Raw genomic sequence first — 12,568 nt, 5'->3', positions numbered from 1 at the left:
TAAAAACCCCAGTAACTAATTACTGGGGTTTTTAATTTTTATTCAAAATATATTACTTTATAATAAGATTTATTATCTGATTCTATTAACCAAGTGCCTGCTTTATTAATAAGTGTATTAAAATAAATTTTGCTTTTATGTACAGTAGAATCTATGTAATCCTTAAACTTTTTGTTTTTATAATATAACATTAATCCTTCATAGTCTATAATTTTGTTTTTCAAATTATCTTTATCGGTGATAGATGCAATAATAAAATCTGTAAAATCGTTTGAATTGTTTGTTTTAAAAGAATAAAAATCAGAATTAATAAAATCTCCAGTTTCTTCATTTATATCAGACAGCATCAATACTTCATCTGGCTGTGTTGAAGCAAATAAAAATTGTAATTTACCATCAGTGTTGAATAATCTTACATAAGTATTGTTTAAATAAGCAACACCTATTTTTTCTAATTTATCTCCTGTTTCAAATTTTTTTTCCCAAATCAAACTTCCTTCTTTATTATATTTATAAATATAATATCCCACGATTCTATTATATAATAAATTTTTCTTTTCTTTTTTTCCTAGCATACCATAAACGTATACATTTCCAGAATTATCAAAAAATAGATTATTAATTGATCCATCATCTCCAAAATCGGAATAGGTACTAGAACCTAAACTAACTGTAGAGGTAAAACCAGCATTGTTTGTAAACCTATTGGTAAAACCACCCACTGATTTTAAAACCATGTAACCCCCACCGGTAACAGATAATATAAAACTATAATCTTTTAAGGTTAAATTATATTGAATATCAGCTATTCTTTCACCTAAAGGAGTATATTCAGTTCTATAAATTATAGATTCTTTACAATCTTTTGTTAAAGACTTATAAATTGCTTCTAGATTGCCTTTTTCATTTATAAAAACCTTACTACCAGGAACCCTTTGGGATTCATAAAAATTTTCCCCCACAATACGTTCAGTTCCTTCAAATTTTAAATCAGCTTTAGAAGGTGTATTACCTTTATAAGGTATAACAACATTATATTTGTCTTTTTCTTTTCTTCTCATTATTGCTTGGTCATCAAACACATAAAAAGGTTGGTGTTTTTTTGGGTCTAATATTTTATCACCAAATTTCCCTAAAATATGTATGTTGTCCCCTGAGAGTTTCATTTTAGAAAAGTCTTCTGCAATTATCACATTTCCACTATAATTAAAATAAACATCCATAAGAGATTTATTGTCAAAACAAATGCTATCTTTTCCTTCAGAATTATAGGTAGTTACTTTATTAACTTCTCTATTGGTTGAAAAACCAAATACTTTTCCTTTTTTAATAGCTAACTTATTTTGTAAAGGAAGAAGCTCATAATTTAACGGAACATTATCTTTTTCAAATTTTTCTTCAACAATGACATTTTGAGATCTTGCAAAAAGGGAAAGGCCTAAAAATAGGATGGTTAAAACTCTCATAGTTTTTTATTATTAATTATAAATATTTAAAACCATAAATAGCAAATATTTTTGATTTATGGTTTTCATTCTTGTAGCAAAGATAAACGTAAAATAAAAACCCCAGCAACTAATTACTGGGGTTTTCTCATTGTAATTTATGTGTTGAATTATAAATCGAATTTAATTCCTTGAGCTAATGGTAATTGATCGGAATAATTTACAGTGTTGGTTTGTCTTCTCATGTATACTTTCCAAGCATCTGAACCTGACTCTCTTCCGCCACCAGTTTCTTTTTCTCCTCCAAAAGCACCACCAATCTCAGCTCCTGAAGTACCTATGTTCACATTTGCAATTCCACAGTCTGAACCTGCAAATGACAAGAATTTTTCAGCTTCTTTCATGCTATTGGTCATGATAGAAGAAGACAAACCTTGTGCTACACCATTCTGTAAATCAATGGCATTTTCTACTTCGCCACTGTATTTCATTAAGTATAAAACCGGTGCAAAGGTTTCGTGTTGTACAATTTCAAAATGATTTTCAGCTTCAATAATTGCTGGTTTTACATAACAACCACTTTCATAACCGTCACCAGAAAGTACACCACCTTCAACTAATACTTTTCCACCTTCAGATTTCGCTTTTTCAATCGCTGCTAAATAGGTATTTACGGCATCTTTATCAATTAATGGACCCACATGATTTTTTTCATCTAATGGGTTACCAATTTTAATTTGTTTGTAAGCTCCTACAATGGCATCACGAACTGTATCGTAAACCGATTCATGAATAATTAAACGTCTGGTTGAGGTACAACGTTGTCCACAAGTACCAACAGCTCCAAAAACAGCTCCAGGCACCACTACTTTTAAATCGGCAGTTGGAGTAATAATTATAGCATTGTTTCCACCTAATTCTAATAAGGATTTACCAAAACGTTCCGCTACTTTTGCTCCTACAATTCTTCCCATTCTAGTTGAACCCGTTGCAGAAACTAAAGGAATACGAGTGTCTGCTGTCATCATTTCACCTACGGTATAATCTCCGTTGATAATACATGAAATACCTTCAGGTAAATTATTTTCTTTTAAGATGCCTGCGATAATATTTTGACAAGCAATAGAACATAAAGGTGCTTTTTCTGAAGCTTTCCAAACACATACATCTCCACAAATCCATGCTAAAGCTGTGTTCCAAGACCAAACGGCTACTGGAAAGTTGAATGCTGAAATAATACCTACAATTCCAATAGGGTGCCATTGTTCACGCATGACGTGACCAGGTCTTTCCGATGGAATTACTTGTCCGTTTAACTGACGTGATAAACCTACTGCAAAGTCACAGATATCGATCATTTCTTGAACTTCTCCATAACCTTCTTGTAACGATTTACCCATTTCATAAGAAACCAATTTTCCAAGTGGCTCTTTTAATTCTCTTAATTTATTTCCAAATTGACGAACAATTTCTCCTCGTTGAGGAGCTGGCATGGCTCTGAAAGTTTTGAATGCTTCCGTTGCTTTTTGCATGACACGTTCGTAATCTTCTTTTGTTGTAGTTTGTACTTTTGCAATTAATTGTCCGTCTACTGGTGAGTAACTTTCAATGATAGTTCCATTTGAAAACCATTCGCTTCCTGTAGAGGTTCCTAAATTAGTCGCTTTAACGCCTAATATTTCCAATGCTTCTTGCATTCCAAACTGTTGTGCTATTGTTGACATTGTAACTTTTTTACGTGTTTTTGTTAAATTTCTACAAATGTATGAAATTGATTTGAATTTTTAGCCCTGATAGAATGGATAGCTTTTCAAAGGCTATTTTTTAGGTTTTTTTACCATAAAAAAGCGACAATAGAAGCTCTTTTTAGGGTTTAAAAAACCAAAAGCTAGCAGAGAAAACTAAACAGGATAGCAGGAATTAGCTTTTACTCTTCCGTTACAAAACGAGGATCGGTTTCCATAACGGTACCGCATTTTGAACAGGTGCGTAATGCTTCAGAATTATAAAAATGATTGAAGTGTTTTAAAAAATCAACTTCAATATTATTTAATTCAAAATACACTTCGTGCAATTTATGATTACAGTTGTCACAATACCAAAGTAACCCATCTTTTACAGGTAAGTGGTTGCGTTTTCTTTCGATTACTAAACCGATAGAATTTGCTGTACGATTAGGAGAGTGTGGCACTTTAGCAGGATGTAAATACATATCACCCGCTTTTAAAGTCATGGCTTTTTTTTGACCGTCCTCTTGTACATAAACTGTTATTTCTCCTTCTAATTGATAGAACAATTCTTCCGTTTCATTATAATGATAGTCTTTTCTTGCATTAGGTCCCGCTACAATCATAACAATATAATCGCCAGAATCGACATATAAATTTTTGTTCCCTACTGGAGGTTTTAGTAGGGCTCTATTTTCTTCAATCCATTGATTTAAATTGAATGGTTTTTGTATGCTCATTTGGAATGTTTTAGTTACGTAAAGTTACAAAAAAAGAAAAGGTTAGTCTTTTTTGGACTAACCTTTTCTCAAATATTTTAAAATCTTTAGTTGACTTGTTTAATTAAATAAATATAAACGGGTAAGTGATCACTAAATCCTGGTACACCATTAGAGTTTCTTTTAGGATAGCCTTTCCACCTTCCTTCATTTTGAATAAGGTATGGTTTTTTAAACACATTGGCTTTCCAATAGGTCCAAGTAGAATAATCCCCTTTTACTAAAGGTTCAGAAAGCATAATTTGGTCAAAAATATTCCAAGAATCACGGTAGCCTAAAGTTCCAATACCTTGTTTGTGCATTTTTTCCATGGGATTATAGATTCCAAGAGGTTTTAATTCTTCTTTAGTTCCTACAGCACCAACACCTTTTTTAACACTTTTATTGGTTGGGTCATCGTTTAAGTCACCCATGGTAATTACTTTTGCTTTAGGATTGATTTTATATAGAGAATCAATAATTTTTCTATTTAGAGCACCAGCTGCTTCTCTATTCGGACTACTTTTTTTCTCTCCTCCAGAACGAGATGGCCAGTGATTTACGATAAAACTAATTTCTTCACCTTCTAAATACCCTGTAACTAATAATTGGTCACGCGTATAAATTCTTTGAGTGGATTCATCTACTTGTACCGCATCATCTGTCTCTTCTTCTTTTTCTTTATCTTTTTCTTCTTTTTTACCAGTACTTTTGCCATCTTTATAAATGTACAAAGGTATATTAGTATAACTTACTGGTGTAAAATATTTGTCTTGGTATAAAAGTGCTACATCAATACCTCTTCTATCTGGAGAGTCAAAATGAATAATCTTATATCCTTTATTAACTAATGTAGGATGTTTTACTAAATCTTCCAAAACGCGTCGGTTTTCAATTTCACATGCACCGATAACTACTGGAGAGTTAGATGGATTTTCATCAGTTCCTAGCTCAATGATTACACGGCTTAGGTTGTCTAATTTTTTTCTATAGTTTTTGTAAGTCCAACCTTTGTTTGGTAAATATTCTTCATCTATAGTATTTGGATCATTGATAGTATCGAAAAGATTTTCAAAATTATAGAATGCTACGGTATGAATTTTAAATTTCTTATCTTGTGAAAAAGCCTTGCTTATTGTGAATAATACAAAAAAAGCGATTAAAAATTGTTTAATTTTCATGAAATGTATGTTATATAATTATCAATTTTAGTACAAAATCGGTGCCAAAGGTAAATAATATTATTAAAAGTTATACATTTGCAGGCTGTTAAGTTTAAACCGCTTAAAGTTTAAATTATTATTAATTTTTATTCTTTCTATGAAAAAACTTGTATTAAGTACATTATTGGTACTACAAGCCGTTTTTGTTTTTGCACAACAAACCAGTACCTTAAAAGGTAAGGTTGTAGATTCGAAATCACAAAAACCATTACAAAATGTAGTTGCAACAATTCAAAGCACGAATCAATCTGTTGTAACTGATGCTGAAGGTATTTTCAATTTTAAATCTATTCCAGATGGAGAACCCGTTCTTGTGGTTAGTTCAACTGGTTATAGAACTCAAACTTTTGTTTTAGAAGTTACTCCTGGACAAACAGTAGATTTAGGAACTATTGTTTTAGAAGAAGATATTACGACTGAATTACAATTAAGTTTGGTAACTATTACAGAAAATGATTTAGGAGATGATAATACTGGTTCTGAAAGTACATCAGGATTGTTACAAGCTTCTAGAGATACGTACCAACAAGCTGCTGCTTTTAATTGGGGTCAAGCTCGTTTTAGAATTAGAGGTTTAGATAACCAATATGGAACGACAATGATCAATGGTATTTCAATGAACAAGATTTATGATGGAAGACCACAATGGAGCAATTGGGGTGGATTGAATGATGCTACACGTAACCAAGAATTTACAATGGGTTCATCACCTTCTGAATATACTTTTGGAGGTATTCTTGGAACACAAGAAATAGACACTAGAGCTTCTCATTATAGACCAGGTAGTAGAATTACAATGTCTGGAACTAACACTAATTACAGTTGGAGAGCAATGGGAACACATGCTTCAGGTTTAAATGATAAAGGTTGGGCATTTGTAGTTTCAGGTTCAAGAAGATGGGCTGAAGAAGGTTATTTTGAAGGAACAGACTACAGTGCGAGTTCATTATTTGCGAGTGTTGAGAAAAAATTTAATGACAATCACAGTATCAATTTTACTTCTATTTATGCTGAAAACAGTAGAGGTAAATCTTCTCCAAATACTCAAGAAGTTACTGATTTAATGGGTGTGAAATACAACTCGTATTGGGGTTGGCAAGGTGGCCAAAAAAGAAATTCAAGAGATAAAGATATTGCTGAGCCAATTAACATGTTATCTCATTATTGGAAAATAAATGAAAATACTACATTACACACAAATGTAGCTTATCAAACGGGTTCGATAGGAAATACTAGATTAGATTATCAAAATGGAAATAATCCAGATCCTACGTACTATAAAAAATTACCTAGTTATTTCAATAATTTAGGCACGTATTCTGAGGCTGAGATTGATGGAATTAGAAATGATTTTGTAAATAATTCACAAATCAATTGGAATGCGATGTATTTAGCAAACCAAAACTCTGGTTTCCCAGGAAGAAGTATTTATGTGTTATATGAAGATAGAACAGATGATACACAATGGAGTGCGAACTCTATTTTAAATACAAGTTTATCCGATCATATTTCTTTAAATGGAGGTGTGAATTTTAAAAGATTAAAATCACATAATTTCCAAAATTTATTGGATTTAATGGGTGGAACCTATTTTGCTGATATTGATCCATTTTATTCGGGTGATAATAGTCAGTCAGACTTAAATAATCCAAATAGATATGTTGGTGAAAGTGATACTTATGGTTATAATTATAATCTTTTCGCTACTGTTTTTGATGGGTTCACCCAATTCAAATTCAATTATAGCAAATTTGATTTTTATTTAGCACAATCTTTTTCAAGAACAGAATACCAAAGAGAAGGATTGTACAGAAATGGAATTTATGCTAATAATTCTTATGGGAAAAGCCAAAAAACAACTTATGAAAACTTCGGTTTCAAGGGAGGTTTAACCTATAAAATAAATGGGCGTCATTTATTAGATTTCAATGGAGTTTATATGACGAAAGCACCAATTATGAGAAACGTGTTTTCTAATGCACGTTTAAATAATAACATTACGCCAAACTTAACAGATGAAAATATTGTTGCTGCAGATGCAAGTTACATTATTCGTTCTCCAAAATTAAAAGCGCGTTTAACAGGTTTCTACAACAAAATTTCAAACAGTTCTGAGATTTCTTTTTACTACGCTGAAAGTATTGGAGATGCTGATGGAGATGCGGATTCATTCGTTAGTGAGATTGTAACAGGTTTGGATAAACAAGCTATGGGTGCTGAATTAGGTTTAGAATATAAAATTACTTCAACTATAACAGCTAATGCTTCTGCTTCATTTGGTCAATATATTTATTCTGACAATGCAAAATTAATTACTAATGATGATGGTAGAGCAGCGGAAGGATTAAATCCAATCCGTAATTTTGGAACGGTATATTTAAAAGATTATCACCAACCAGGATTACCTGAACAAGCATACTCATTTGGATTAGAATATAGAGATCCTCATTATTGGTGGATTGGAGCAAATATCAACTATTTAACAGGTAGTTACGTTGATGTGTCTAGTATTTTGAGAACAGATAACTTTACAGTTGATCCTAGCACAGGAGATAACTATGATGGTGTTACTGAAACTTCAGTTAGAAATATCTTAAAACAAGAAAAATTTGATAATTTCATGTTGTTGAATGTAATTGGTGGTAAATCTTGGAGAATCAGTTCAAAAAACAGAAATACATTTGGATTCTTTGCTTCCATTAATAATGTATTAGATGAGGTTTATAAAACAGGAGGATTTGAACAATCAAGAAAAGCAACTTACCCAGATTTAGCTGCAGATAGAGCAAATGGAACCCCTTCTTTTGGTTCAAAATATTTCTATGGTTATGGAAGAACTTATTTTGTGAACTTCTACATTAACTTCTAAAAAATTGTATGATGAAAAAAAATATTAAATCTTTGTTATTAAGCGCAGTTGCCTGTTTATCTCTTGTAAGCTGTGTAAAAGATGACGAGTATGCTATACCAACAATATATGAATATTTATATAAAGATGGTTTTGAAACAAGTTGGACAGATTGGACTAAAGTAAGCGTTACAGGAGCTCAAGAATGGCAATTAGATACGCAATATGGAAATCCAGGAAATTGTGCAAAAATGTCTGGTTTTGCTTCTGGAAATAATGTGAATGAAGACTGGTTAATTTCTCCAGTTATTGATTTAAGTTCAGTGAATGCCGCTTTATTAACTTTCCAAACGGCATCTAAATTTTCTGGAAACCCTTTAGAAGTAAAAATTTCTACAGATTATACATCTGGTGATCCAACGAGCGCAACTTGGACAGATTTATCAGGTAATTTAGATTTGGATACTTCAAATTATGTTTGGACTAATTCTGGAAATATCGATATTTCTTCATTTACTGGTACAAATGTTCGTTTAGCTTTTAAATATACTTCTACAAGTTCAGCTTCTACAACTTGGGAAATTGACAATATTAAAATTCTTAAAAATTAATGGCTATGAAAAAGACAATATTAATTTTAACAACTGCTCTTTTCGCAACATTAACAAGTTGTGTTACGGGTGACGATTACAATGCGCCTGATTTGTCAGGAGAATGCGTTACAAAAACAGCCGATATAGATATTGTACCATTAGCAAACAATGCTACAACTACACCAACATTATGGGACTTAGCTAACGGAACAATTTTAGAAGCATATGTTACTTCATCAGATGAAGGTGGTAACTTCTATAAAACAATTTCCATGGTTACTTTTGATGACAATGATAATGAATATGGGTTTACTGTACCGGTTGATGAATATAATTTATTTAATGTATACGAGCCAGGTCGTAAAGTTTATATCGACTTAACTGGTTTGTATGTTATGGAAGATGATTATACTGATGATTTACAAATTGGACAATTGTTTGGAAACGATATAGGTCGTGTTGCTTTAGATAAGTATAAAAACATAATTTTCCGTTCTTGTGAAAAAATGGATGAGGAGGATTTAGTTAATCATATTGGATTAGGCGAAGCTCGTAATTTAGGAAACCTACATACTTTAGTTGAATTTGATAATGTTCAATTTGATGATGTATCGTTAGGAACTACTTTCTTTAATCCTAATAATACTGCTGGATCAGGAACAAACCACACTATTAAAGATAAATTTGGCAACAACATTCTTTTGAGAGTAAGTGAGTTTGCGACTTTCGCTGGAGAAGCAATTCCTAGTGGAAATGGAAAAATCAGAGGTGTTTTGACTAAATTTGGTAGTGATTATCAATTAATGATTAGAACAATTAATGATGTTCAGTTGACAAATGATAGATATGTTCCGAATGTTTTATTTGAAGAAACATTTGTAAATAATTTCCCAACTTGGACCGCTTACAGTGTAGTAGGTGCTCAAGTTTGGACTAGTACTAATTTTGGTAACCCAACACCATCTGCTTATATGAATGGTTTCAGTAGTGGAAGTCAAGCAAATGAAGATTGGTTAATTTCTCCAGCTATTGATTTATCAAGTAATGTTTTTGCTGCTCTTACTTTTGAGACCAGTACAAGATTTGCGGGACCAGCTTTACAAGTTTATATTTCAACAAATTATAGTGGTTCAGGTGCTCCAAGTGCAGCAACATGGACACAATTAACAGGATTCAATTTGCCAGTATGGACTTCGGGTTCTTATACTTCATGGAGTGCAGGTGCTTCAGGTGGAATTGATATTTCTAATTATGTTGGAAATTCAAATGTTAGAGTTGCTTTTAAATATACTTCTACCACTGCAGCTGCAGCTGGTTGGGAAGTAGATAATGTTAGAGTAATCGGACAATAAATACAAATAGAATTACAAAAAACGCTCAGATTTTCTGAGCGTTTTTTGTTTTATTGTTAAACTGGAATAATCAAGAAGGTTTATATTTAATCTAAGATTCGGTTGGCAATCGATTTGAAATTGCTGGATACAAATTAGATACTTATAAAGTTAAAAAGTAAGACCTTTATTATTAGCACACATTATGCTAAATTATCTTTACCTTTGTAAGGTTAATGAAAGACTATGTTAGAAAAAGAAAATCACGTTTTTGAAAAAACAATTGTTGTAGGTATTGTTACCCAAAATCAAGATGAAGAAAAGCTAAGAGAATACTTAGATGAATTAGAGTTTTTAACTTTTACAGCTGGAGGAGAAGTTGTAAAACGTTTTTGGCAAAAAATGGACAAGCCCAATCCAAAAACATTTGTAGGAACTGGAAAATTGGAAGAAATCAAATATTATGTAAAAGACAATGCCATTACCACGGTTATATTTGATGATGAATTAACCCCTTCACAACAAAAAAACATCAATAGAGAGTTAGGTGACGAATGTAAAGTTTTGGATAGAACCAATCTCATTTTAGATATCTTTGCACAACGTGCGCAAACTTCCTATGCAAGAACCCAAGTGGAATTAGCCCAGTATCAATATTTATTACCTAGATTAACAGGTATGTGGACCCACTTAGAGCGTCAAAGAGGTGGTATTGGTATGCGTGGTCCTGGAGAGACTGAAATTGAAACCGATAGACGTATTGTTCGCGATAGAATTTCATTGCTGAAAGAAAAAATAAAAACCATTGATAAACAAATGGCGGTTCAAAGAAGCAATAGAGGAGCTATGGTAAGAGTTGCACTTGTGGGTTATACTAATGTTGGAAAATCCACTTTAATGAATGCTATTGGTAAAAGTGACGTTTTTGTAGAAAACAAGCTTTTTGCTACTTTAGACACCACAGTTCGAAAAACGGTTATACGTAATTTACCCTTTCTTTTAAGTGATACGGTTGGTTTTATAAGAAAACTACCAACACAACTGGTTGAATCCTTTAAAAGTACTTTAGACGAAGTAAGAGAGGCTGATTTATTATTGCATGTAGTGGATATTTCACATCCTGATTTTGAAGATCATATTGCTTCGGTAAATGAAATCTTGAAAGATATTAAAAGTAATGATAAACCCACCATTATGGTTTTTAATAAAATAGATGCTTTTCAACCGGTTTATTTTGACGAAAATGATTTAAGTATCGAAAAAACAACAAAACATTTTACATTGGAAGATTGGAAACAAACTTGGATGAACAAAATGGGGGAAAGTAATACCTTATTCATTTCAGCTACTGATAAGCTCAATTTTGAAGAATTTAGAGAAAAAGTATATGAAGCGGTTCGTGAAATTCATGTTACTCGTTTCCCTTATAATAAGTTTCTTTATCCTGAATATAAAGAAGCTGTCGATAAAGATTCCGATTCTTAAAAAGAAAAAGTAAAAAACTGGATTTTCCAGTTTTTTACTTTTATAGAAAGGCTTAATTTAACTCAAAACTTCTAGAACATAATAGTTTTCCTTTTGCACTAAAAATATTTAAGAAATAGACTCCTTTGTCTAAATTTAGGCCTTCTGTAGAGAATTCCTGTTCCACTTGATTCACTTGTTCGGTATATTCCACTGAAGATTCAAAACTATAAATAAGCTCTTTGTCATCAATAAGCAGTTTTTTTGTTTTTCCAACATTTTTATTATTGGTATCAAAAAGCTGAATATAAAATTTAGCTGTCTTTTTTTTATTGCCCTTATCCACATACAAAGTGTAATGGAGTAGTAAACGATTTACTTTAGAAGCCGAAGCGGTTTCTTTTTTACTGCCTGAATCTCTTTTGTGATAGGTTTTTATGCTCGAATTTAATAAACGTATATTTTCTTCATAATTTCGAATAATATCTTTAATTGGTGAATCAGTAGTAACTGTAGTTGCAGAATTAGGAAGAGTTGCGGAGTTTTCTACACTGTTTTCCTCTTCGACTACAGTAACTTCTTCCGAAACAATTTCTTTCGTTTCATTTGAAGGGTTTGCAGCCATTTGATACTGTTTTTTAGCGTAAGCCAACTCACTTCTTAACGTCATTAATTTGGATACATCTTGTTCCAGCGAATCAATTTTATGAATTAAGGTTTCGATTTGTTGGTATTTCACGTCTAATTCAGATTGAAGGGAATCATTTTCAGCTTTTAACTGTTGTACTTTTTCTAATTGTAGTTTTAGTTCCTGCATTAAATACTCCTTTTCACCAATTAATTTATCAATTTCAAGATAGGATTTTTCTAAATCAGATTGTAATTCGGAAGCTTTAGGAAAAAACAATTTTTTACCAAAATCGGTATTCGGAATTACAAAATTGGCTGCAAGAACAATCAGGGTTAGAGACGACAATACTAATGACGATACTGCCATTTTATATTTTTTTCTAATCATGATGGTTAATAGTTTTGGGTTAGCGGTAATTTAGATTTCAGTCAAATACATTTTTGGTTACGATTAGTAATTTTTGAATTTCGTAGAAAAGTATTTGCGAATGGTCATCATATAAACAAGAAAAGCCTTTTAACGTTTCTATGTTTATTGTAGTTGTTCAA

9 protein-coding genes are annotated in these 12,568 nt (G+C 31.8%); 4 read left to right on the top strand and 5 right to left on the bottom strand.

From position 1 onward, the window contains the following. Positions 1 to 38: 38 nt before the first annotated feature. From FHG05_RS15275 to FHG05_RS15260, 4 genes are all read right to left on the bottom strand, one after another. The gene (locus FHG05_RS15275; protein WP_140998976.1) at positions 39 to 1,466 is read right to left on the bottom strand and encodes a hypothetical protein; all 1,428 of its coding nucleotides are present in this window, start codon (positions 1,464 to 1,466) and stop codon (positions 39 to 41) included. A gap of 149 nt (positions 1,467 to 1,615) precedes the next feature. Beyond that, entirely contained in the window at positions 1,616 to 3,169 is a 1,554-nt protein-coding gene (amaB, locus tag FHG05_RS15270; RefSeq protein ID WP_140998975.1) for an L-piperidine-6-carboxylate dehydrogenase, read from the bottom strand. 203 nt (positions 3,170 to 3,372) lie between these two features. Next, the gene (locus FHG05_RS15265; protein ID WP_140998974.1) at positions 3,373 to 3,912 is read right to left on the bottom strand and encodes a 3-hydroxyanthranilate 3,4-dioxygenase; all 540 of its coding nucleotides are present in this window, start codon (positions 3,910 to 3,912) and stop codon (positions 3,373 to 3,375) included. Positions 3,913 to 3,998: 86 nt separating this feature from the next. Next, a complete protein-coding gene (locus tag FHG05_RS15260; RefSeq protein WP_140998973.1) occupies positions 3,999 to 5,111 on the bottom strand; it encodes an endonuclease/exonuclease/phosphatase family protein in 1,113 nt (370 codons plus the stop codon). A gap of 139 nt (positions 5,112 to 5,250) precedes the next feature. Between FHG05_RS15260 and FHG05_RS15255 the strand changes: the two genes are divergently transcribed. The 4 genes from FHG05_RS15255 (at position 5,251) to hflX (ending at position 11,410) form a co-directional block, all read left to right on the top strand. Further along, complete coding sequence (locus FHG05_RS15255) at positions 5,251 to 8,022, top strand: TonB-dependent receptor (protein WP_140998972.1); 2,772 nt, start codon at positions 5,251 to 5,253, stop codon at positions 8,020 to 8,022. 11 nt (positions 8,023 to 8,033) lie between these two features. Then, on the top strand, positions 8,034 to 8,612 hold the full coding sequence (locus FHG05_RS15250) for a choice-of-anchor J domain-containing protein (protein ID WP_181369184.1): 579 nt from the start codon (positions 8,034 to 8,036) through the stop codon (positions 8,610 to 8,612). Between the two features lie 5 nt (positions 8,613 to 8,617). Continuing rightward, the gene (locus FHG05_RS15245) at positions 8,618 to 9,946 is read left to right on the top strand and encodes a DUF5689 domain-containing protein (RefSeq protein WP_140998970.1); all 1,329 of its coding nucleotides are present in this window, start codon (positions 8,618 to 8,620) and stop codon (positions 9,944 to 9,946) included. Positions 9,947 to 10,171: 225 nt separating this feature from the next. After that, the gene (gene hflX / locus FHG05_RS15240) at positions 10,172 to 11,410 is read left to right on the top strand and encodes a GTPase HflX (RefSeq protein WP_140998969.1); all 1,239 of its coding nucleotides are present in this window, start codon (positions 10,172 to 10,174) and stop codon (positions 11,408 to 11,410) included. A gap of 52 nt (positions 11,411 to 11,462) precedes the next feature. On the opposite strand, the gene FHG05_RS15235 is transcribed toward hflX, so the two are convergent. Further along, complete coding sequence (locus FHG05_RS15235; RefSeq protein WP_140998968.1) at positions 11,463 to 12,407, bottom strand: hypothetical protein; 945 nt, start codon at positions 12,405 to 12,407, stop codon at positions 11,463 to 11,465. Positions 12,408 to 12,568 lie beyond the last annotated feature (161 nt).

The sequence above is a fragment of the Flavobacterium profundi genome (assembly GCF_006491645.1).
GTDB lineage: Bacteria > Bacteroidota > Bacteroidia > Flavobacteriales > Flavobacteriaceae > Flavobacterium > Flavobacterium profundi.
Note: the sequence above shows the minus strand (reverse complement) of the source record. Positions and strands in the feature narration are given on the sequence as shown.

Excerpts from the sequence above, each read along its gene's own strand:
- FHG05_RS15265 (WP_140998974.1), bottom strand. The coding sequence starts at position 3,912 with ATGAGCATACAAAAACCATTCAATTTAAATCAATGGATTGAAGAAAAT.
- FHG05_RS15255 (WP_140998972.1), top strand. The coding sequence starts at position 5,251 with ATGAAAAAACTTGTATTAAGTACATTATTGGTACTACAAGCCGTTTTT.
- FHG05_RS15250 (WP_181369184.1), top strand. The coding sequence starts at position 8,034 with ATGAAAAAAAATATTAAATCTTTGTTATTAAGCGCAGTTGCCTGTTTA.
- FHG05_RS15260 (WP_140998973.1), bottom strand. The coding sequence starts at position 5,111 with ATGAAAATTAAACAATTTTTAATCGCTTTTTTTGTATTATTCACAATA.
- amaB (WP_140998975.1), bottom strand. The coding sequence starts at position 3,169 with ATGTCAACAATAGCACAACAGTTTGGAATGCAAGAAGCATTGGAAATA.
- FHG05_RS15275 (WP_140998976.1), bottom strand. The coding sequence starts at position 1,466 with ATGAGAGTTTTAACCATCCTATTTTTAGGCCTTTCCCTTTTTGCAAGA.
- FHG05_RS15245 (WP_140998970.1), top strand. The coding sequence starts at position 8,618 with ATGAAAAAGACAATATTAATTTTAACAACTGCTCTTTTCGCAACATTA.
- FHG05_RS15235 (WP_140998968.1), bottom strand. The coding sequence starts at position 12,407 with ATGATTAGAAAAAAATATAAAATGGCAGTATCGTCATTAGTATTGTCG.
- hflX (WP_140998969.1), top strand. The coding sequence starts at position 10,172 with ATGTTAGAAAAAGAAAATCACGTTTTTGAAAAAACAATTGTTGTAGGT.